The organism is Pseudomonas sp. P5_B3, from assembly GCF_056400405.1.
Map to the genome: position 1 here is coordinate 71,415 of NZ_JBFULI010000003.1, position 22,580 is coordinate 93,994.

A 22,580-nucleotide genomic window follows, 5' to 3' on the forward strand; every position below is an offset into this window, starting at 1 on the left:
CCTGTTGGGCAGTAGCCTGACGCTGCGGCGCGATCTGGAAACCCTGAACAACCTGGTGCAGATCAATGTCAGCCTCGGCCAGTCCGGCAAGGCCGGCAATGTCGAATCGAAAATCAGCACCCTTGAGCAGAATATTCTGACTCGCCTGCAAGGGCTGACGGCGATGACCAGCGACCCGGAACAGGTCGCGGTGTTTGATGGCAAACGCGATGAAATGATCGCCGCGTTCAAGGCCCAGCAAACGGAAAACTCCCTGCAAAGCAAAAGTGCCCTGATTGGCAAACTGGTCGGCAGCGCGCAGATTTTCAGCCAGCTCATCACCAGCCAGTCCGGCCTCAGTCGCGACAACCAGAGCGACATGCGCCAGTTGAGCGAGCTCGTCACCCTCGTAACGCCACGTGTCACCCAGATCCTGGGGGAAGGTCGGGCAATGGGGTCCTATTCGTTGGGGCAGGGTTTTATCAACTCGGCTTCGAGTACCCGTTTCGATGAGTTGCTGGCGCAGATTGAAAAACTCCAGAGCGAATATGGTCTGAAGTTGCAGGATGCCCTGGGTTCCAGCAAGGCTGCGCGCGAGACTTTGGCTGCGCAGGCCGAGGTCAGCCGGGCGTCGCTGAAAAAAGCCAGCGAGCTGTTCGAAGAACAAGTGGTCATGGCCGACACCCTCGATGCGCCGTGGCAGGGCTTTTACGATCAGGTCAGCGCCCTTATGGACCAGACCTACCAACTCAACGAAGCAACCCTGAAGTATCTGGGCCCGCAGTTGCAGCAACGCCTGGAACAGAACCGCACGCACATGGTTTTGCAGGCCGTGGCGCTGTCAGTCGTATTTGTGCTGATCTTTTATCTCTACGGCGCGTTCTATGCCTCGACCCGTACCACGCTCAAGCGCCTCGGAGCGGTGATGGACAAGGTGGCGGCCGGCGACATGACCGTGACCTTCAGCGCCCACAGCCGCGATGAGCTGGGGGAGCTGGGTGAGGTGTTCAACGGCACCGTGAAGAAGATCCATGACCTGATCGAGCGGGTGGGGCAGACCGTCAGCGAAGTCGAGCGTCAGGCCGGGCAAGTGGAAAACGTTTCCGCGCAAAGCAACCAGGCCGTCGCCGGGCAGCGCACGCAAATCGAACAAGTGGCCACGGCCATGAACCAGATGTCGGCCACTTCCCAGGAGGTGGCGCGCAGTGCCGCGGCGGCGGTGAGCAGTGCCCACAGTGTCAACGATGAGACCATCAGTGGTCGCGGCTTGGTGGAGTCGCAGCAAGGCAGTATTGCCGCGCTGGCCAGCGAGATCGATCAGTCGGTGCTGGTGATCAATCAACTGGCCAGCGACAGCCAGTCCATCAGCCGCGTGCTCGAAGTGATCAAGAGCATCGCCGAGCAGACCAATCTGCTGGCGCTCAATGCCGCCATCGAGGCCGCACGGGCCGGTGAGCAGGGCCGTGGTTTCGCCGTGGTAGCCGATGAAGTCCGGACCCTGGCCAAACGAACCCAGCAATCGACCGAAGAAATCGAGCAGATGATTGCCAGGCTTCATGGCGGAGTCGGCGCGGCGGTCAAGGCCATGGGCACCAGCCATGAAATGGCCAACGGCACGGTGGGGCAGTCGGAGAAGGTCCAGCGGGCGCTGGAAAACATCCTGGGCGCGGTTGGCATGATCGTCGACCAGAACCAGCAGATTGCCGCCGCCGTGGAGCAGCAAACCGCCGTGGCTCACGACATCGACCAGAACATCGTCGAGATCAATCGCGCCGGCGAGCGTACCGCTGAAGGTGCACATCAGACCGAAGATGCCAGCCGGGCGTTGTCGGCCCAGGTCATGGAGTTGAAACAGTTGATCAGTGCATTCAGGGTTTGAAAGTCTCCTCGCTCCCACAGGTTTGATGTACTGTGGGAAGGTTTCGTAATACTTTTTCCTTTTCCCGGTGAGAGTCCTCCTGATTCTTTCCGTGCGCTGGATTTTGGATGTCAATCAAGGAAGAGTTACGCGGCTTACTTCATGGAGGAACTTGGTTATGTCTGTTGCAATATCAGGAGTCCAGGGACGCTGTGCGCATTGTCAGCGCACATTGCTGCTTCAACCCTGGCAGCTCAACGCCATCGCGATCAATGAAGCGTTTGCCTGTGCCCACTGCCAGAAACACCTTCAGTTATGTTGTCCGGAGCAGATCAGGCGCTTCAAGTCCCTCGACTCTTTTTCGCTGTTGCGCGCCAGTCTGCGGATGATGGTCTGCATCACCTTGCTGGTGGCGTTGGTGATGGAGTGGTTGGGGATGCTCAGCGTCATCGAACAGCTGAATGCTTCGCTGATCGTCATATTCGTGTACTTCGCGGTGGTCCGTTATTTCCGCCGGCGCCAGCACTTGACGCTGATCCTGGAGGCCGCCAGGGCTCACGTCGACTGATTACCAGCCGAACACTTCGCAGCTGTTGGCGGTGCTGGCAGCCGCCAGTCGTTCCGGGCTGATTGCCATCCATTGCGCCAGTGCCGTGCAGATCGCCGGCAAGTGTGCCGGACTGTTGCGCTGGCCGGGGAACATGGCAGGGGCCATGTCCGGCGAGTCGGTTTCCAGCACCACCGAATCCAGTGGCAGTGCGCCGAGCACTCGGTGCATGCGCTGCGCCTGCGGCCAGGTCGGGGCGCCACCAAGGCCGAGCTTGAAACCGAGCTTGATGTATTCCCGCGCTTCTTCCTGGCTGCCGGCGAAGGCGTGGATGATGCCGGCCCGTTTCAAACGAAACCGTTTGAGCGTGGCAATCACCGCCGCATGGCTGCGCCGCACATGGATCAATGCCGGAAGATTGAAATCCACCGCCAGTTGTAATTGCGCCTCGAACAACGCCTGCTGGCGGTCGCGGTCCAGGGTTTCGATGAAGTAGTCCAGGCCGATCTCGCCTACCGCACACAGTTGCCGATGGCCGGCCAATCGAGTCAGCCAGTCACCGAGTTCGCTCAGGTGTTGCGGTCGATGATCATCCAGGTACACCGGGTGCAATCCGAACGCGGCGTGCAGATCGGGATCACTCTGCACCAACTCCCAGACCCGCTGCCAATTGGCCTGATAAACCCCCAGCACCACCATTCGCCGCACCCCGAGGGCGCGGCTTTCGGCCAGCAGCGCCTGGCGGTCGGCGTCGAAGTCCGGAAAATCCAGGTGGGTGTGGGTGTCGATCAGCTCCACGGTTCAGTCCTGGCGAATACGCTGCTTGAACGTGCGCGCGATGGCTTGCACGCCGGGCCGGTAATCCGACTGTTCGATGGCCGCCAGGGCCAGTGCAAGGGCCTTGTCGGCGATCAACTGGTGTTGCTGGGCCATGGCGTTGACCGGCAGCGGCAGGAAGTCCAGCAACTGGGTGTCACCGAATGTGCCGAGGCGCAGCGGACGGTTTTTCAGCGGGAAGTCGTGCAGCGCATCGAACACACCCTGAAGCAGCACGTAGGATGTGGTCACCAGGGCCTCGGGCAAATGGCCCAGGCGCTGCAGCAGCTCTTCCATCAATTGTTTGCCGCACTCGCGGCTGAAGGACTCGCCTTCTTCGATCAGCACCTCGCAGTCGAATCCGGTGAGGGCCTCTTTGAAGCCCGCGGCACGTTCCCGGCTGATGCTCAGCTCCGGGCGGGCGCCGATCAGTGCGATCTGCCTGGGCAGCGGCTCCAGCAGGCTGCGGGTCAGTTGCAGGCTGGCCTCACGATCGTCGCTGATCACCGAGCAGAAGTGCTCGGGTTCCATGACCCGGTCGATGGCGATGATCGGAATGCCCTTGGCCTGCAATTGGCGATAGCTGTCGTCGCCGGCCGGCAGGCAGCTGGCAACGATCAGTGCGTCGCAGCGCCGGGCGCGGAACAGTTGCAGCAATTGCCGTTCGCTGTCCGGTGCATCGTCGGAGCTGGCGATCAGCAACTGATAACCCCGGGCCCGCGCGCCTTGCTCCAGCAATTTGGCGATTCGCGCGTAACTGGGGTTTTCCAGATCCGGCAGAATGAACCCCAATGTGCGGGTGTGTCGGCTGCGCAAACCGGCGGCCTGTGGGTTAGGCGTGAAGCCATGCAGTTCGACGACCGCGCGCACGCGTTCGACGGTAGCGCTGCTGATGCGTTGTTGTTCGGCCTTGCCATTGATGACATAGCTGGCGGTGGTGACGGACACACCGGCCAACTGGGCGATATCACTGAGTTTCAACCCGCTGTTTCCTTGTTTTTTCGAGGTTGCCTCGACATTTTCGTCAATCCTAACCGATTCAGGCAGGCGACCATTGTCGTAACGCATCCGACAAGTTGGGCTTCAAGGATGGGACATTATCGAGTAACGTGCCATTCATTCTAGATTAAACGATTCAGCAAGCGTATTTTCTACGTTAATAGGTGCCTTTGGCCGGTTCTGCCGCGAAACCGCCAAAAGTGACGAACAAGCGCCTAAGCTGGCTCATTCAAAACAATACCTGGCGCCCCAAGGCGCCAAAAAGGAGAAAGCATGCTCGAGCTCACTGTAGAGCAGATATCCATGGGCCAGTCGGCTGTGGATAAATCCGCAGCGCTGCAACTGCTGGCCCGGCATCTGGTCGCCGACGGCCTGGTTACCGAGGGTTATCTCGCCGGATTGCAGGCGCGGGAAGCCCAGGGCTCGACCTTTCTTGGTCAAGGTATTGCGATCCCCCACGGTACACCCGAAACCCGCGACCTGGTGTTCACCACCGGTGTGCGCCTGATGCAGTTCCCTGAAGGTGTGGACTGGGGCGATGGTCATATCGTTTACCTGGCGATCGGAATCGCTGCCAAATCCGATGAACATCTGCGCCTGTTGCAATTGCTGACCCGCGCCCTCGGCGAGACTGATCTGGGCCAGGCCCTGCGTCGCGCCGGTTCCGCCGAAGCATTGCTGAAGTTGCTGCAAGGCGCGCCACAGGAGCTGGCGCTGGATGCGCAGATGATCGGCCTCGGTGTGGCGGCCGAAGATTTCGAAGAGCTGGTCTGGCGCGGCGCTCGTCTGCTGCGGCAGGCCGACTGCGTGAGCAACGGTTTCTCCGCCGTGCTGCAGCAGGTTGAAGCGCTGCCCCTGGGCGATGGTCTGTGGTGGCTGCACAGCGAGCAAACGGTGAAGCGCCCGGGACTGGCCTTCGTCACCCCGGACAAACCGCTGCGCTATCTCGGCCAGCCACTCAATGGACTGTTCTGCCTGGCCAGCCTCGGTGAGGCCCATCAAGCGCTGCTCGAACGCCTGTGCGCGTTGTTGATCGAAGGGCGTGGCCATGAATTGGGGCGCGCCACCAGCAGCCGCAAAGTCCTCGAAGTGCTCGGTGGTGAAGTGCCCGCCGACTGGCCCAGTGCGCGTATTGTGTTGGCCAATGCCCACGGTTTGCATGCGCGGCCGGCGAAAATCCTCGCGCAACTGGCAAAGAGTTTTGAAGGTGACATCCGCGTGCGCATTGTCGATGGTCACGACAGCGCGGTGTCGGTAAAGAGTTTGAGCAAGTTGCTCAGCCTCGGCGCCCGTCGGGGGCAGGTTCTGGAAATCATTGCCGAACCGGGCATCGCGGCTGACGCGTTGCCGGCCCTGTTGGCGGCCATCGAAGAGGGCCTCGGTGAGGAAGTCGAACCGCTGCCGCCAGTAAGCCAGGCACGCGAAGTCGTTGCCGAGATGGCCGAAGTGGTCCTCGCCCCGGTGTCAGGCAGTGTGGTTCAGGCAATTGCCGCCGCGCCGGGGATCGCCATCGGCCCGGCGCATATTCAAGTGCTGCAAACCATCGATTACCCGTTGCGCGGCGAGTCCGCCGGCATCGAGCGTGAGCGCCTCCAGCAGGCACTGGCGCAGGTGCGCCGTGACATTCAGGGCTTGATCGAGCGCAGCAAAAGCAAGGCCATTCGCGAAATCTTCATCACTCACCAGGAGATGCTCGACGACCCGGAACTGACTGATGAGGTCGATGCGCGCCTCAAGCAGGGCGAAAGCGCCGAGGCGGCGTGGATGGCCGTAATTGAAGCGGCGGCCCGGCAGCAGGAAGCGTTGCAGGATGCCTTGCTCGCCGAGCGCGCAGCCGACTTGCGCGACATCGGGCGTCGGGTACTGATGCAACTCTGTGGCATCGAAACCCCAAGCGAACCGGATCAACCATACATTCTGGTGATGGACGAAGTCGGCCCGTCCGACGTCGCGCGTCTCGACCCCGCTCGCGTGGCCGGGATTCTCACCGCCCGGGGTGGTGCTACGGCGCACAGTGCGATTGTCGCCCGGGCCCTGGGTATTCCGGCACTGGTCGGCGCCGGCCCTGGCGTTTTGCTGCTGGCACCGGGCACGCCATTGCTGCTCGATGGCCAGCGTGGTCGTCTGCATGTGGACGCTGACGCGGCGACCTTGCAGCGCGCAACCGCCGAACGCGATACCCGCGAGCAGCGCTTGAAGGCGGCTGCTGAACGGCGCCATCAACCCGCGCTGACCACCGATGGCCACGCCGTCGAAGTGTTCGCCAACATTGGTGAAAGCGCTGGCGTGACCGGCGCGGTGGAGCAGGGCGCCGAAGGCATTGGCCTGTTGCGCACCGAACTGATCTTCATGGCCCACTCGCAAGCGCCCGACGAAGCGACCCAGGAAGTCGAGTACCGTCGCGTTCTCGACGGTCTGGCCGGGCGACCGCTGGTGGTGCGTACCCTCGATGTCGGTGGCGACAAACCGCTGCCGTACTGGCCGATTGCGAAGGAAGAAAACCCCTTCCTCGGCGTGCGCGGCATACGCCTGACCTTGCAGCGCCCGCAGGTCATGGAAGCGCAATTGCGCGCCTTGCTGCGGGCGGCCGACAACCGGCCGCTGCGGATCATGTTCCCGATGGTGGGCAGCGTCGACGAGTGGCGTCAGGCCCGTGACATGACCGAACGTTTGCGCCGGGAAATTCCGGTTGCCGACCTGCAACTGGGGATTATGATCGAAGTGCCGTCGGCGGCGTTGCTGGCGCCGGTGCTGGCCAAAGAGGTCGACTTTTTCAGCGTCGGTACCAACGACCTGACCCAATACACCCTGGCCATCGACCGTGGCCATCCGACGCTGTCGGCCCAGGCCGATGGCTTGCATCCGGCGGTGCTGCAACTGATCGACATCACCGTGCGCGCGGCCCATGCCCACGGCAAATGGGTCGGTGTGTGCGGCGAGCTGGCGGCTGACCCGCTGGCGGTGCCGGTGCTGGTCGGCCTCGGCGTGGACGAACTTAGCGTCGGCGCTCGCAGCATTGCCGAAGTCAAGGCGCGGATTCGCGAACTGGGCTTCACTCAGACTCAAACCCTTGCCCGACAGGCCTTGGCCGTGGGCAGCGCCAATGAAGTGCGCGCATTAGTGGAGGCCCTGTAATGGCCCGGATTCTCACCCTGACCCTCAACCCGGCGCTGGACCTGACCGTACAGTTGCCGCGCCTTGAAGCCGGCCAGGTCAACCGCAGCGATGTGATGCACACCCACGCCGCCGGCAAAGGCGTGAACGTGGCGCAAGTGCTGGCCGACCTTGGGCATCAGTTGACCGTCAGTGGTTTTCTTGGCGAAGACAACCTGCAAGCGTTCGAAGCGTTGTTCGCCAAACGCGGTTTTGTCGATGCGTTCATCCGCGTTCCCGGTGAAACCCGCAGCAACATCAAACTGGCGGAAAGCGACGGTCGCATTACCGACATCAATGGGCCGGGGCCGCAGGTCAGCGAGGCGGCGCAGCAGGCCTTGATTGATCGACTGGAGCAGATTGCCCCGGGTCACGATGCGGTGGTGGTTGCTGGTAGTTTGCCCCTGGGCGTTAGCGCGCAGTGGTTGCAGGCGTTGGTCCTGCGTTTGAAAAGCCTGGGGCTGCGCGTTGCCCTCGACACCAGCGGCGAGGCGTTGCGTGCGGCGCTGAAAGCGGGACCCTGGCTGATCAAACCCAACACTGAAGAGCTGGCCGAGGTGCTGGACTGCGAGGTTGTGTCGGTCAGTTCCCAGTCCATAGCGGCGGAGCGTTTGCACGCCCAGGGCATCGAACATGTGGTGATTTCTCATGGTGCCGAGGGTGTGAACTGGTTCAGCGTCGGTTCGGCACTGCATGCCACTCCGCCCAAGGTCAGCGTCGCCAGTACGGTGGGCGCGGGTGATTCGTTGCTGGCGGGGATGCTCCACGGTTTGCTCAGTGCCGATACGCCGGAGCAGACCTTACGCACCGCCACGGCGATTGCCGCGATGGCAGTGACCCAGATCGGTTTCGGCATTGGCGATGCAGCGCAATTGGCGCAGCTCGAACAGGGTGTGCGCGTGCGTCCCCTGACAGAACAATAAGAGGGTTTGTCATGAAATTAGCCATCGTTACGGCCTGCCCGAACGGCATGGTCACCAGTGTGCTGTGTGCCCGGCTGCTCGATGCCGCGGCTCAGCGTCAGGGCTGGAGCACCAGTGTCGAAATCACCGATGCCGCGCATCCCGAAAAACAACTGTCGGCGGCCACTCTCGATGCGGCCGAGTGGGTGCTGCTGGTGAGCAGCGCGCCGGTGGACATGTCGCGGTTTGTCGGTAAGCGGCTGTTCCAGAGCACCCCGGCCCAGGCCCTGCAAGACGTGGAAGCCGTGTTGCGGCGTGGAGCGCAGGACGCTCAGGTTTATGTTGCTGACGAAGCCGTCGTCGAACCTGTGACGGTGGCTAAAAACGCGCCGCGACTGGTGGCCGTCACCGCGTGCCCGACGGGTGTCGCTCACACGTTCATGGCTGCCGAGGCCTTGCAGCAAGCGGCCAAACGCCTGGGCTATGACCTGCAAGTGGAAACCCAGGGTTCGGTCGGTGCGCGCAATCCATTGAGCGCGCAAGCGATCGCCGAGGCCGATGTGGTGCTGCTGGCGGCTGATATCGAAGTCGCCACCGAGCGTTTCGCCGGCAAGAAAATCTATCGCTGTGGCACCGGTATCGCTCTCAAGCAAGCTGAAGCGACTTTGAAAAAGGCCTTGGCCGAAGGCCAGCAGGAAAGCGCTTCGAGCAGCGCCAAGGGCCCAGCCAAATCAGAGAAAACCGGTGTCTATAAACACCTGCTGACCGGTGTGTCATTCATGTTGCCGATGGTGGTGGCCGGCGGCTTGATGATCGCCTTGTCGTTCGTATTTGGCATCACCGCATTCAAGGAGCAGGGCACGCTGGCGGCGGCGTTGATGCAGATCGGTGGCGACACCGCGTTCAAGCTGATGGTGCCGCTGCTGGCAGGCTATATCGCCTATTCCATCGCTGACCGTCCGGGCCTCGCGCCGGGGATGATCGGCGGTCTGCTGGCGAGCACCCTGGGCGCCGGTTTCATCGGCGGGATCATTGCCGGTTTTCTGGCCGGTTATGCGGCCAAGGCGATCAACCGTTATGCGCGATTGCCGCAAAGTCTTGAGGCGCTGAAGCCGATCCTGATCATTCCGTTGCTGGCGAGTCTGTTCACCGGTCTGGTGATGATCTACGTGGTCGGTAAACCGGTCGCCGGGATGCTTGCCGGGCTCACGCATTTCCTCGACAGCATGGGCACCACCAACGCGATTCTGCTGGGTGTATTGCTGGGTGGCATGATGTGCGTCGACCTCGGCGGGCCGATCAACAAGGCGGCCTATGCGTTCTCGGTGGGCTTGCTGGCGTCGCAGAGCTACGCGCCGATGGCGGCGACCATGGCGGCCGGCATGGTGCCGCCGATCGGTCTGGGCATCGCCACATTCATTGCGCGGCGCAAGTTCGCCCAGACCGAACGCGAAGCCGGTAAAGCGGCGCTGGTGCTGGGGCTGTGCTTCATCTCCGAAGGGGCGATTCCGTTTGCGGCGAAAGACCCGCTGCGGGTGATTCCGGCGAGCATCGCCGGCGGTGCGCTGACCGGTGCGCTGTCGATGTATTTCGGCTGCAAACTGATGGCGCCCCACGGTGGGTTTTTCGTGCTGGCGATCCCGAATGCAATCAACCATGCGCTGCTTTACTTGTTGGCGATTGTGGCGGGGAGCCTGTTGACGGCGGTGGTGTATGCGCTGGTGAAGCGGCCGGAGGTGGTGGAGTTGGCGGTAGAGCCCGTCACAGCCTGACACCTGCCCCTGTGGTGTTGGGAAGATTTGTGTCATGCCAGGGTCATAGGTCCATGCTTTAGTTTTTCCTTTTTCAGGGAGAACACCATGAGCGATTTCAACCTCGGGCGTCGTCGTGTGATGCAAGCGGTCGGCGCCGGGTTGTTGTTGCCAGGGCTGGCGCCGGCGGTGATCGCTTCGGTCAAGGATCGGCCGCAACTCACCGACGGTGTGCAGTCCGGCGACCTGCTGGGCGACCGGGCGATCATCTGGAGCCGCTGCGACCGCCCCGCACGGATGGTGGTGGAGTGGGACACTCGCAGCCTGTTTCCCAACCCTCGGCGATTCGTCTCGCCCCTGGCCGATGCGCGCACCGATTTCACCGCCCGGGTCGAACTCACCGGGCTGCCTGCCGGCCAGGCGATTTTCTACCGTGTGCAGTTTGAAGACGCCCAGAGCGGCGTTGCCAGCGAGCCCTGGTTCGGTCACTTGCGCAGCGTGCCACAGACCCGGCGCGACCTCCGTTTTGTCTGGAGTGGCGACACCGTCGGCCAGGGTTTCGGCATCAACCCGGACATTGGCGGTATGCGGATCTACGAGGCGATGCGCCGGCGTCTGCCGGACTTTTTTATCCACAGCGGCGACACCATTTACGCCGACAGCCCGATACCGGCGCAGCTCACCACAGAAGGCGGACGGGTGTGGCGCAACATCACTACCGAGGCCAAGAGCAAAGTCGCCGAGACCCTCGATGAGTACCGTGGCAATTACCGCTACAACCTGATGGACGAAAACATCCGTCGTTTCAATGCCGAGGTCCCGCAGATCTGGCAGTGGGACGACCACGAAGTGGTGAACAACTGGTCGCCGGGCAAGCAGCTGGATGCGCGTTACCAGAGCAAAGATATCCACAGCCTGGTGGGCCGCGCACGCCAGGCCTGGCTCGAATACGCGCCGATGCGTTTGCAGAGCGCCGATGGCGGCGGGCGGATCTATCGCAAGCTCGGTTACGGTCCGCTGCTCGATGTGTTCGTGCTGGACATGCGCAGCTATCGCGGGGCCAACGATGACAATCTGGGCGCTGCAAAACCCTTCCTCGGTCGTGAGCAACTGGACTGGCTCAAGCGCGAACTGCAGGCCTCGAACGCGCAATGGAAAGTGATCGCCGCCGACATGCCCATTGGCCTCGGCGTGCCCGACGGCGAGGTCAGCCCCGGTGTCGCGCGCTGGGAAGCCGTGGCCAACGGTGACCCCGGCCCGGCCCAGGGGCGTGAACTGGAAATCGCCGAACTGCTCGGTTTCCTGCGGGCGCAGCAGGTGCGCAATTTCCTGTTCCTGACCGCGGATGTGCACTACTGCGCCGCCCATCATTACCACCCGGATCGGGCGGCGTTTCAGGACTTCGAACCGTTCTGGGAGTTCGTCGCCGGGCCCTTGAATGCCGGCAGTTTCGGGCCTAATCCGCTAGATAAGACCTTTGGCCCGGAAGCGGTATTCGAGAAGGCGCCGCCCGCGCAGAACGTCTCGCCGTTTGCCGGGTTTCAGTTTTTTGGCGAGGTGAATATCGATGGGCAAACGGGGGAGTTGAGCGTGGTGTTGCGGGATCTGGACGGGGTTTCTGTATTCGAGCAGAAGTTGCAGCCGGTTTGACCGACACATCCCCCCCTGTGGGAGCGAGCTTGCTCGCGATGGCGTCATCACTTTCAACGGTGATGTCGCCTGACACTCCGCTATCGTCGGAACGCCGCCCGGAGCAAGCTCGCTCCCACAGGGAACTCAGTGAATCAGTACACGTCTCGGCGGTAGCGGCCCTGTTCGATCAGGCGCTCCACTTCGGCGTCGCCCAGCACCTCGTTGAGCACCTGGTCCACGCCCGAAGCCATGCCTTGAAGGCTGCCACAGATGTAGATCACCGCACCGTCCGCCAGCCACTTCTTGAGCTCGGCTGCCGATTCACGCAGGCGATCCTGTACGTAAATCTTTTCGGCCTGATCGCGGGAAAACGCCAGGTCGAGGCGCGCCAGATCACCATTGATCAGCCACTCTTCCAGCTCCTTTCGGCACAGGTAGTCGTGCTCGCGATGGCGCTCGCCAAACATCAGCCAGTGACGTTGCTGACCGTCGGCAATCCGCGCCTTGAGCAGGCTGCGCAACCCGGCCAGCCCCGTGCCATTGCCCAGCAGGATCATCGGCACCGGCTGCGACGGCAGATGGAAACCACTGTTGCGCCGTACGCGCAGGCTGATGGAGCTGCCTACAGGCGCGTGTTCGGTCAACCAGCCGGAACCGACGCCGAGGTTGCCGTCGGCATACACTTCCTGACGCACGATCAATTCCAGCACGCCATCGGCCGGGATCGACGCAATGGAGTACTCGCGCATGGCCAACGGCACGAGTGCCTCTGCCAGCGCCTGCGCGTGCAGGCCGACCAGATGGGCGCGGTTCTCCGGCAACTGGCGGCTGGCCAGGGCCTGTTCGAGGGTTTCCTCCAGGCCATTGAGCTGCACCTTGGTCTCACCGTGAATCCCCAGGCCGTCGAGGAAATGCTCGATGGCCCATGGGCAATTGCGCGGCAATACTTCCACCAGGTCGCCCGCCAGCCAGCTGCTGGTGGTCGGGGCACTGAGGCCCAGCAAGTACACAGGGGATCCGCTGCTGTCCGGGTTGAGCAGTTCACGGCGGGCCAGGGTCCAGTTGTCATAGCTGGGCGCTTGCCAGGTGTCGACGGGCGTGTGGCCGGTCAACAGGCCCAGTTGCTGTTGCCAGTGACGCAAGGCGTAAGGGTCACCGCTGTCGACCTCCACCGGCGTGAACAGGGTCTTGCCGCCATGTTCACCGAGCCAGGTGTGCAGGCGTTTGGCGAAACCGCAGAAGTGTTGATACTGCCGGTCACCGAGGCCGAGGATCGCGTAGTTCAGGCGTTCCAGGCTTGGCGTGCGGCCCAGCACCTTGCGTTCGAAACCTCTGGCGCTGTCCGGCGCTTCGCCGTCACCGAAGGTGCTGACGACGAACAGTGCGTTGCTCGAGTCTCGCAAATCCTGCTCGCTGACGTCCGCCAACGGTTGCACCTTCACCGGTAGCCCTGCGGCCTGCAATTGTCCGGCGGTCTGCCAGGCCAATTGCTCGGCAAACCCGCTCTGGCTGGCGAAACCGATCAGCCATGCCGGCGCATCGTTACCCGGTTGTACAAGGCCTTGGCGAGCGTCCTTGATCTGGCGTTTTTTGCGTCGACGATCCAGGTACAGCAACCAGCCGGTGACGAAGAACAGCGGCATGCTCAGCGCGGTGAGGGTCAGGATGATCCGACCGACGATGCCGAAGTAACTGCCGACGTGCAGCGCATAAATGCTGGTCAGTAGTTGCGCCTTGAGGCTCTTGTCGCTGTAGCGGTCAACCCGTTTGACCACGCCGGTGGCCGGGTCGAGGGTGATCTGGTTCAAGGCGCGGTCGTGAGGCGAGGTTTTCAGCAGGAAGAAAACGGTCGCTGGTTGGCCGGCCACCGGCGGCATGCGCACGTTATAAGAACTGAGTTGCGGACCGGCCGCGCTGTAGATGCTGCTCCACATCGCCGCGTAATCGGCTGTCGGTGCCGGACCGCTTGGCGCTGGGCCACGTCCGGCGCGAACGCGCTCGTTCTGCGGTGAGTCGGAGAGCAACCGGGTCAGGCCTTTGTTGTACCACTCGTATGACCAGGACAACCCGGTCAGCGCCGCCAGGAGGTAAAACACCAGGCACCAGGTGCCGGCCACCGAATGCAGGTCCCAGTTGAAGCTGCGGCCCTTTTTCTTCCAGTCCAGGGTCAGCCAGGCGCGCCAGCTTTTCCACTGGCGAGGCCAGCGCAGGTACAGGCCGGACAGGCAGAAGAACACCAGAATCAACGTGCACGCACCGGTGATTTGCCGACCCGTGTCGCCCATGGCGAGGAAGCGGTGCAGTTGCAGCATCAGGCCGAAGAAGTCCTGGCCGGTGGCGTCGCCCAGGAACTCGGCGGTGTACGGATCGAAGTAGCGCATCTCGCCACGGCGTTCACCCGGTGGTGGGGTGAACCACACTTTGGCGGCATTGCCGCTGTCGGTTTCCACCGTGAGCATCGAGACTTTTTTGCCCGATGCGGCTTCGATGTGCTCCACCAGTTCGGCGGGCGGCAGCACACCGGCGACCTGTTTCTCGACCTGCAACACGGAAGGGTTGAGCACACTCAGGATTTCATCCTGAAACGACACCGTCGCCCCGGTGATGCCCATCAGGGCCAGGACCAGCCCGGCGCTGATGCCGAAAAACCAGTGCAACTGGAACAGGGTTTTCTTCAACACGTCGCTCGCCTTGTTCGTTCAAATTGATTCATCACGGTGTGCATTATGCCGTGGGGTTGTCGAGAAGCATTCTTTTTTACGCACAAAGGCCCCGTTCATGTGGGTGAACGGGGCCTTGTCTGATTTCAGCCTTCACCCTCTCCTGTGGGAGCGAGCTTGCTCCGGGCGGCGATCCGACGATAGCGGTGTGTCGGTCAACATAAATGTTGAATGTGGCGACGTCATCGCGAGCAAGCTCGCTCCCACAGGGATTGCAGTGTGAGTGGCAATCAGAAGTGGAAGTTGGTGCTCAGCAAAGCGGTACGACCGGCCGCCTGGTTGGCGAAGTGAGTCGAGAACGCCTTGTCGTAATAGGTTTCGTCGGTCAGGTTCTGCACGTTCAGTTGCAGGTCGACGTTTTTGCTCAGCTTGTAGGCTGCCATCGCGTCGTAACGAACGTAGGAATCAACCATGGTGGTGTTGGCTGCACTGCCGAACACGTCATCGACATAGAACGCACCGCCACCGATGGTCAGCCTTGGCGTGACCTGATAGGTCGTCCACAGGCTGGCGCTGTTTTTCGGCGTGTTAGGCAACTCGTTGCCATCGTTGGCTTTGTTTGCCGGCAGGTCACCGCCATCGACTTGCTCGCTGTCCATGTAGGCGTAGCCGGCGAAGACTTGCCATTTGTCGGTGAGCTTGCCGCTGGCCGACAGTTCGACACCCTGAACGCGGGTTTTACCGACGTTTTCGAAGGTGGTGGTGTTGGTCTGCACACGAGCGTTGTCTTTCTCGGTGCGGAAGATATCGGCGGTCAACGACAGGCGATCGTTCAGCAGATCCCACTTGGTACCGATTTCGTAGTTCTTGGTGGTTTCCGGCTCCATGTCGCTGCTCAGCAGGTTGCCGTTGCGATCGGTGGTGCCGCCCAGCGGGTTACCGTCCATGCCTTCACCCAGAGTGTTGCCCGGTGGGGTGGCGGATGTTGCGTAGGAGGCATAGATGCTGCCGTTTTCCGCTGGCTTGTAGACCACGCCGAACTGGCCAGTGACGAATTCGCTGGTGTCCTTGCCTTTGGCGGCGGTGCCTTTGGTCACGACGGTGGCGCCGGAACCGTCAAAGGTGCGGTACTGGGTATTGAAATGGTCATACCGCAGGCCCATGTTCACCAGCCACTGCTCGGACAACGTCAGGGTGTCGAACACGTACAGCGCGTAGGTGTCGGCCTTGGTGTTGGTGCCGGCGTAGTTGCGCGAGATGGCGCCGTTCCACGGATCATTCTGGTTCGGGTTGGACAGCGAGGTGCAGTTGAAGCCGCTTGGCGCGCCGATCAGTGCCGGCGAGCAGTTGGTGGTTACCGCTGCCGTTCCCGGGGTGGTGTCCGTGTTGACGTTGTACGAGGATTTTTCACTTTCCTCGTGGGTGTATTCGACACCGGTGGCGAAGCTGTTCTTGAACCCGGCGATATAGACATCACCAAACAGGTCGGTCTGGTTGGTGGTGGTCTCGGTGTTGCTCACGCGGGTGTTCGCGCGACGCCAGACGCTGCCGTTGTTGACGTTGCCTTTACTGTCGTCCGGCTGAGTCAGGATGTAATCCTGCATGCTGGTGCCGTGACGCAGGGTGTTCTTGATGGTCAGCGAGTCGCTCAGGTCGTGCTCGATGGCGAAGGTCGCCGTGTCGGCGCGGGTCTTGCGGAAGTCGCGGTCGTTCAGACCATACCAGTTGCTGCTGTTGCCACCGTCATTCGGCTTGTCCGGGTTGGCCTTGGTACGGGCAGCCGAGCCTGCCGTCGGGATGGAGTAAGGAATGCCCGAATCTGGCGTGTCGTTGCTTTCGAGGTGGTAGTAGTCGAGGTTGACGCGAGTGTCCGTGCCCAGGCCGAAGGCCAGGGACGGTGCCACACCCCAGCGGTCATAGTCGATGCTTTGACGGCCGGCGACGTTGCTCTCGTGGCTCAGCAGGTTCAGACGGCCAGCGGCGGTGTCGGTGAACTGGTAGTTGCCGTCGAAGGTGTAGCGCTGGGTCTGGTCGGAGCCCCAGGTGAAACCACCGTCGAGTGAATCGCCCAGGTGCGCTTTCTTGCTGACCAGGTTGATGCTGCCGCCGGCTGCGCCACGGCCGCCGATCGCGGAGTTCGGGCCTTTGCTGACTTCGATCGATTCAACGGCGAAGATCTCGCGGCTCTGGGAACCGGTATCGCGCACGCCGTCCAGGTAAGTGTCGCCCTGGGCGTCGAAGCCGCGGATGAACGGACGGTCGCCCTGCGGGTTGCCGCCTTCACCGGCACCGAAGGTGATGCCCGGCACAGTGCGCAGTGCGTCCTGCAAGTTGAGCGAGCCGGTGTCTTTCAGGACCTGTTGCGGAACAACGGTCACCGAGCGCGGCGTGTCGATCAGCGGCGCGGTGTACTTGGGGGAGGAGGCTTTCTCGACGTTGTAGGTCGTCTCGTCCTGGGCTTCACCGGTGATGGCGGTGGCGCCCAGCGAAATCACTTTGTCCGGTGCTTTTTCGTCGGTTTTTTCCGCCGCGAAAACCATGTGGCCCGCAGAGCCGGCAGTAATCGCCATGCCGATGGCGGATGCGAGCAGACGTGGTGAACTGACCGGTACTTGTGGCTGTTGACGTGACATTTGAATTCCCCTCCCCAAGGATTTGAGGCGGCGGAATATAGGGTAAACAGTTATTTGTAACAATTGCGAAATATTACTATTCGCACTTAATTTACATTCTTTACAATTTACCCTTACGGTTTTTGCTGACTCCCCCGTCAGATGTGTTTTACACAGGCAATAAGAATCAATACCATTGGCGTCCCTTTGGTTTCAGGCGCCTTTGTCATGCTGCTGCACATTCCCGCCCTGTTCGATAAAGACGAGGTGCAGCGCATTCGCGAGGCTCTGGAACAAGCCGATTGGGCGGATGGCAAGATCACCGCCGGCTACCAGTCGGCCAAGGCCAAGCACAATTTGCAGTTGCCGGAAGGCCATCCGCTGGCCAAGGAGATCGGCGCGGCGATGCTGGAACGGCTGTGGAAAAATCCGCTGTTCATGTCGGCTGCGCTACCGCACAAAGTCTTTCCTCCGTTGCTGAACTGTTACACCGCCGGTGACAGTTTCGACTTCCACATCGACAATGCGGTGCGTCAGCCCAAAGGCAGTATCGAACGGGTACGCACAGACTTGTCCGCCACGCTGTTCTTCAGCGAGCCCGAGGATTACGACGGCGGCGAGCTGGAAATCCAGGACACCTTCGGCACCCAACGGGTGAAGCTGCCTGCCGGTGACATGGTGCTGTACCCCGGCACCAGCCTGCACAAGGTCAATGCGGTGACGCGCGGAACGCGACTTGCCTCGTTTTTCTGGACGCAAAGCCTGGTGCGCGAAGACAGCCAGCGCGCCCTGTTGTTCGAGATGGACGGGGCGATTCAGCAACTGACCCGCGATGTGCCCGATCATCCATCGCTGATCCGCCTCACTGGCACGTATCACAACCTTCTGCGTCGCTGGGTCGAGGTATAAGTGGCGGATTTTCGTTTACGCCGCGAGGAAATGCTCGACGGTGAGCGCCTGCGCGCGATGCTCGACGAAAGCCCGGCCCGCGCGGCCCAGGCCATCCTGATTGCCGCACGAGAAGGAGAGGTCGAGGCTCAGGCCTTGCTCGGGCAGATTCTGCTCGATGGCCAAGGGATCGCCCAGGACCAACCGCTGGCGCTGAGCTGGTTCGGCATCGCCGCGCGCCAGGGGCATGTGATGGCGCGCAACATGCTCGGCCGTTGTCATGAGCATGGTTGGGGCTGTGCTGCCGATGCATCGCTAGCAGCCAGGCATTACCGACTTGCCGCCACTGCAGGGCTGGATTGGGCGATGTACAACTACGCCAATCTGCTGGCGACCGGTCGCGGGGTGGTTGAGGATCAGCTTCAAGCACTGAGTCTCTATCGCCGTGCGGCTGAGTTGGGCCATGCAAAATCGATGAATCTGTTGGGGCGGTATCTGGAAGAAGGGCGGGTCTGTCCGGCGGATCCGGCAGCGGCTCGTAACTGGTATCGACGTTCGGCCGAGGGCGGGGATTTTCGCGGGCAGTTCAGCTTTGCAGCCGTACTGACTGACGAAAGGGATATCGAAAATGCATTGGTCTGGCTGCGCAAGGCATTGGCCGATGGCAACCTGAATTTTTTGCGAGTGGCCTGTAAGGCATTGTCAGCCGCCAATGATCCACAGATTCAGGCGATGGCTGTGGATTACAAACAACGTACTGAACAGCTGCAAACTCTGTAGGAGCGAGCTTGCTCGCGATGGTCGTTAACGATAACGCGTGCTTTCTGGATGCCCGCGTCGCCCYCAGGTCCATCGCGAGCAAGCTCGCTCCTACAGTGGTGAGTGTTAAACGTAGAACGACTTCAGCGGCGGGAAGCCATTGAACTCGACGGCGCTGTAGCTGGTGGTGTACGCACCGGTCGACAGCCAGTACAGGCGATCACCGATGGCCAGGTTCAGTGGCAGGCCGTACTTGTAGTTCTCGTACATGATGTCGGCGCTGTCGCAGGTAGGGCCGGCGATGACCACTTCTTCCATCTCGCCCTTTTTCTCGGTCCAGATCGGGAACTTGATGGCTTCGTCCATGGTTTCGATCAGGCCGGAGAACTTGCCCACATCCGTGTACACCCAACGCTCGACGGCGGTGCGGGATTTACGCGCGACCAGCACCACTTCGCTGACCAGGATACCGGCGTTGGCGATCAACGAACGGCCCGGCTCCAGGATGATTTCCGGCAGGTCGTCACCGAAGTCTTCCTTCAGGAAGCGGATGATTTCTTCAGCGTAGGTTTCCAGGCTGTTGGTGCGGGTGATGTAGTTGGCCGGGAAGCCACCACCCATGTTGATCAGCTTCAGGTGGATGCCATCTTCTTCCTTCAGGCGTTCGAAGATCACTTTGACCTTGGCGATCGCCGCGTCCCAGACGCTGATGTCACGCTGTTGCGAGCCAACGTGGAACGAGATGCCGTAAGGCACCAGGCCCAAGTCGCGGGCGAGGATCAGCAGGTCCATGGCCATATCGGTCTGGCAGCCGAATTTGCGCGACAGTGGCCAGTCGGCGGTGGTCGAGCCTTCGGTCAGGATGCGTACATAAACTTTTGCACCCGGTGCGGCCTTGGCGATGTTGCGCAGGTCGGCTTCGGAGTCGGTGGCGAACAGACGCACGCCCTTCTCGTAGAAGTAGCGGATGTCCTTGGATTTCTTGATGGTGTTGCCGTAGCTGATGTGGTCGGCGCTGACGCCGCGATCGAGCACCTTGTCCAGTTCGTAGATCGAGGCGATGTCGAAGCTCGAGCCTTTCTCTTTGAGCAGGTCGATGATTTCCACGGCCGGGTTGGCCTTGACCGCGTAGTAGACCTTGGCGAATTCGAAACCGGCGCGCAGGTCGTCATAGGCCTGGCTGATCATCGCGGTGTCGATCACCACGAACGGGGTTTCCTGTTTGTCGGCGAACGCCTTCATTTTCTGAAAGGTTTCACGCGCGAAATAGTCTTCGACCTGGATCGACATACTTGGGAGCTCCTAGTGGCAAACGTAGTTAATCAATGGGTGCAAATGAACGTCCTCCGTATCCCCACTTTGGTTCGCCTACTTCCCAAGGCATGTCGCCGAAAGCAAAAAGGCCATGGGAAGTGCAGCTTTCCCTTGGCCTTGCTGTCTCGTCGTCAGTACTTGAGCCGGATGGATCGTTTCCAGCATGGACGTTCGGCGCGAACTTTAGGGCGTGAGGGGCTTGAGATCAACAAAAAATGTCGCGTTTTTGCACTCTTCTGACGCGCGTTACGGGCATCACTCTTTGTAACCGACACAGATGACAGTCGGATGTTCCCGAAGATTTATGAAGTGTTAAAAATACCTGCACGTTCGACGCTTTTGTGCGCCAAGTCACTAGGAAGTGCGATGGCGACAATATAGGCGACGTTGGCGGCGAAAAGGTAGGTTGAGAGGAGATTTGACCATTTCAGAGCGTGTTTCCGGGTGGCTTTTACAGACGTTACTGTTGATATTTTTTTCCGGCTTACCGATTACTCAAAAAATGCACAAACCTTGTAGGAACGAGCCTGCTCGCGATGGCATTTTCACTGCCAACATCGTCGTTGACTGACATCGCGCCATCGCGAGCAGGCTCACTCCTACAAGTTTTGCGTTTTTTACCGGGCGATATGAGTGATCAGGCGATCACCGCCTCAGCTGGCGAGACGATATTGGTCTTCATCCCGCGCGAACGACCCGAGCTCAGATACGCAGCAATCGACTCCTGCGTCACCTCACCCAAAAACACCCGCTCGGCATCCATCACTGGCAGCCACGCCCGATTGAACTCGTACATGCGCGACAGCAGGATGCGCAAATGTTCGTCGTACGCCGCCGTGGCATTGAAGTCGCGTTGGTACTGCGCGCAGGTGCCGGTCTGACGGTGCAGGTCGCGACGTCGTACGTAACCCAGGGCTTTGTTCCCGGCACAAGTGACCACCACATAGCGTCGGTCATGCTCGTCCATCAACTCCAGCGCTTCGACCACCGGTGTATGCGGGCTGACGGATGGCGCGTTGTCCGCCGCATCTTCGGCTTTCACCAGCAGCAGGCGCTTGAGCGTGCTGTCCTGGCCGACAAAGTTGCTGACAAAGTCATCCGCCGGGTGCGCGAGCAGAGTGTCCGGGTGATCGATCTGCAGCAGCTTGCCGGCGCGGAAGATCGCGATCTTGTCGCCGAGCTTGATCGCCTCGTCGATGTCGTGGCTGACCATGATCACCGTCTTGTTCAGCGCCCGCTGCATTTCGAAGAACTCGTTCTGGATCATCTCGCGGTTGATCGGGTCGACCGCGCCGAAGGGTTCGTCCATCAGCAACAGTGGCGCATCGGCGGCCAGTGCGCGAATCACGCCGATCCGCTGTTGTTGGCCTCCGGACAACTCCCGCGGATAGCGATGCAGGTATTGCTTGGGTTCGAGCTTGATCATGCTCATCAACTCGCGGGCGCGGTCGTGGCACTTTTGCTTGTCCCAGCCGAGCAGTTTCGGCACCACGACGATGTTCTCCTCGATGGTCATGTTCGGGAACAGACCGATCTGCTGGATGACGTAGCCAATGTTGCGGCGCAGGGTCACTTCGTCGAGGCCCGTGGTGTCTTCGCCATTGATCAGGATCTTGCCCGAGGTCGGTTTGATCAGGCGGTTGATCATTTTCAGCGTGGTGCTTTTGCCGCAACCCGATGGCCCGAGGAACACACAGATTTCGCCTTCATTGACGGTCAGGCTCACCGAGTCCACGGCTTTCACATCTTTGCCGTTGCTTTGGAAGGTCTTGCTGAGGTTTTGAAGTTCGATCATTTGAGCAGTCCAAGTAGGGGGTGTTCGCCGCAAATGGCGGAGCGCGTTGGAGCTGTGATCTCGCCGGGCAAGGCGTGGGACGCAGGAAATGTCGTTTCCTTTTCAAGTCCCACAACGCAGCCCGGCGAGATCACAGCTCCAACCCGGAGGGCCGTGCCCCACAAAGCGCAATCCGTCGTTGCTCGTCGTTCATTTGAAGAAACCAAATCTCTCTCCTCGCGCCTAGTCTTGCGCTTTGTGGGGCGACGGCGCGCCCGTCATTTGCGGCGAACACCCCCTACTCGTCAGCGAACGTTGCAGCACTTGCAGGATCAGGTCGGCGATGATCGCCAACACACTGACCAGTACGGCGCCGACAATCAGCATCGACATGTCGCTGCGGCTGATGGAAGCGAGGATGAGTACGCCGAGGCCGCCGGCGCCGATGGTGGCGGCGATGGTCATGACGCCGATGTTCATCACCACGGCGGTGCGCACACCGGCGAGGATCACCGGCACGGCGATGGGCAATTCGACCATGCGCAGGCGCTGGCCGAAGGTCATGCCGATGCCGCGGGCGGCTTCGCGGATACCCGGCTCGACATTGGTCAGGGCCAGGTAGGTGTTGCGCATGATCGGCAGCAGCGAGTACAGGAACACCGCGGTAATCGCCGGCATCGGCCCCAGGCCCTGGCCGAACTTGGAGTAGAACGGCAGCAGCAGGCCGAACAGGGCAATCGACGGTACGGTCAGCAGCACCGTGGCGCTGGCTTGCAATGGCCCGGCGAGGGTCGGGAAGCGTGTCATCAAAATGCCCAATGGCACGCCGACCAGAATCGCCAGGGTCACGGCAATGCCGACCAGGGTGATGTGTTGCCACGTCAGGTGTAAGACCAATGGCCAGTCGAGATGGGAAAAGGCGTTCAGGAATTCCAT

At 61.2% G+C, this 22,580-nt stretch carries 15 protein-coding genes; 8 read left to right on the top strand and 7 right to left on the bottom strand.

Features of this window, described 5'->3' with window-relative positions; translation table 11 throughout:
- Positions 1-1,153 precede the first annotated feature (1,153 nt).
- Positions 1,154-1,858: a methyl-accepting chemotaxis protein gene (locus tag AC1DRN_RS03275; protein WP_411740699.1), complete on the top strand. Its 705-nt coding sequence runs from the start codon at positions 1,154-1,156 to the stop codon at positions 1,856-1,858.
- 157 nt (positions 1,859-2,015) lie between these two features.
- Positions 2,016-2,405, top strand: coding sequence for a hypothetical protein (locus AC1DRN_RS03280; protein WP_223458611.1), 390 nt, complete (start codon positions 2,016-2,018; stop codon positions 2,403-2,405).
- On the opposite strand, the gene AC1DRN_RS03285 is transcribed toward AC1DRN_RS03280, so the two are convergent.
- Together AC1DRN_RS03285 and cra are read right to left on the bottom strand one after the other, a co-directional pair.
- On the bottom strand, positions 2,406-3,182 hold the full coding sequence (locus tag AC1DRN_RS03285) for a TatD family hydrolase (protein ID WP_223458613.1): 777 nt from the start codon (positions 3,180-3,182) through the stop codon (positions 2,406-2,408). It lies immediately after the preceding gene.
- A 3-nt stretch (positions 3,183-3,185) separates the two neighbouring features.
- Positions 3,186-4,181: a catabolite repressor/activator gene (cra, locus tag AC1DRN_RS03290; protein ID WP_223458615.1), complete on the bottom strand. Its 996-nt coding sequence runs from the start codon at positions 4,179-4,181 to the stop codon at positions 3,186-3,188.
- A gap of 291 nt (positions 4,182-4,472) precedes the next feature.
- Between cra and ptsP the strand changes: the two genes are divergently transcribed.
- From ptsP to AC1DRN_RS03310, 4 genes are all read left to right on the top strand, one after another.
- Positions 4,473-7,334: a phosphoenolpyruvate--protein phosphotransferase gene (ptsP, locus tag AC1DRN_RS03295; protein ID WP_223458617.1), complete on the top strand. Its 2,862-nt coding sequence runs from the start codon at positions 4,473-4,475 to the stop codon at positions 7,332-7,334.
- Complete coding sequence (pfkB, locus tag AC1DRN_RS03300; protein WP_223458619.1) at positions 7,334-8,275, top strand: 1-phosphofructokinase; 942 nt, start codon at positions 7,334-7,336, stop codon at positions 8,273-8,275. The genes ptsP and pfkB overlap by 1 nt, the downstream gene beginning before the upstream one ends.
- A gap of 11 nt (positions 8,276-8,286) precedes the next feature.
- Positions 8,287-10,026: a PTS fructose-like transporter subunit IIB gene (locus AC1DRN_RS03305; RefSeq protein ID WP_223458621.1), complete on the top strand. Its 1,740-nt coding sequence runs from the start codon at positions 8,287-8,289 to the stop codon at positions 10,024-10,026.
- An 87-nt stretch (positions 10,027-10,113) separates the two neighbouring features.
- Positions 10,114-11,655: an alkaline phosphatase D family protein gene (locus AC1DRN_RS03310; RefSeq protein WP_223458624.1), complete on the top strand. Its 1,542-nt coding sequence runs from the start codon at positions 10,114-10,116 to the stop codon at positions 11,653-11,655.
- A gap of 134 nt (positions 11,656-11,789) precedes the next feature.
- Here AC1DRN_RS03310 and AC1DRN_RS03315 read toward each other — a convergent pair whose 3' ends face one another.
- Positions 11,790-14,318: a PepSY domain-containing protein gene (locus AC1DRN_RS03315; protein ID WP_223458626.1), complete on the bottom strand. Its 2,529-nt coding sequence runs from the start codon at positions 14,316-14,318 to the stop codon at positions 11,790-11,792.
- Positions 14,319-14,587: 269 nt separating this feature from the next.
- Positions 14,588-16,930: a TonB-dependent receptor gene (locus AC1DRN_RS03320; protein WP_223458628.1), complete on the bottom strand. Its 2,343-nt coding sequence runs from the start codon at positions 16,928-16,930 to the stop codon at positions 14,588-14,590.
- Between the two features lie 207 nt (positions 16,931-17,137).
- Here AC1DRN_RS03320 and AC1DRN_RS03325 point away from each other — a divergent pair, with 207 nt between their 5' ends.
- Complete coding sequence (locus AC1DRN_RS03325; RefSeq protein WP_223458630.1) at positions 17,138-17,818, top strand: Fe2+-dependent dioxygenase; 681 nt, start codon at positions 17,138-17,140, stop codon at positions 17,816-17,818.
- A gap of 30 nt (positions 17,819-17,848) precedes the next feature.
- A complete protein-coding gene (locus AC1DRN_RS03330; protein ID WP_223458726.1) occupies positions 17,849-18,577 on the top strand; it encodes a tetratricopeptide repeat protein in 729 nt (242 codons plus the stop codon).
- A 105-nt stretch (positions 18,578-18,682) separates the two neighbouring features.
- On the opposite strand, the gene AC1DRN_RS03335 is transcribed toward AC1DRN_RS03330, so the two are convergent.
- From AC1DRN_RS03335 to AC1DRN_RS03345, 3 genes are all read right to left on the bottom strand, one after another.
- On the bottom strand, positions 18,683-19,846 hold the full coding sequence (locus AC1DRN_RS03335; protein WP_095942382.1) for a type III PLP-dependent enzyme: 1,164 nt from the start codon (positions 19,844-19,846) through the stop codon (positions 18,683-18,685).
- Between the two features lie 661 nt (positions 19,847-20,507).
- Positions 20,508-21,665: an osmoprotectant ABC transporter ATP-binding protein OsmV gene (locus AC1DRN_RS03340; RefSeq protein WP_223458632.1), complete on the bottom strand. Its 1,158-nt coding sequence runs from the start codon at positions 21,663-21,665 to the stop codon at positions 20,508-20,510.
- A gap of 222 nt (positions 21,666-21,887) precedes the next feature.
- On the bottom strand, positions 21,888-22,580 hold the full coding sequence (locus AC1DRN_RS03345) for an ABC transporter permease (RefSeq protein WP_223458634.1): 693 nt from the start codon (positions 22,578-22,580) through the stop codon (positions 21,888-21,890).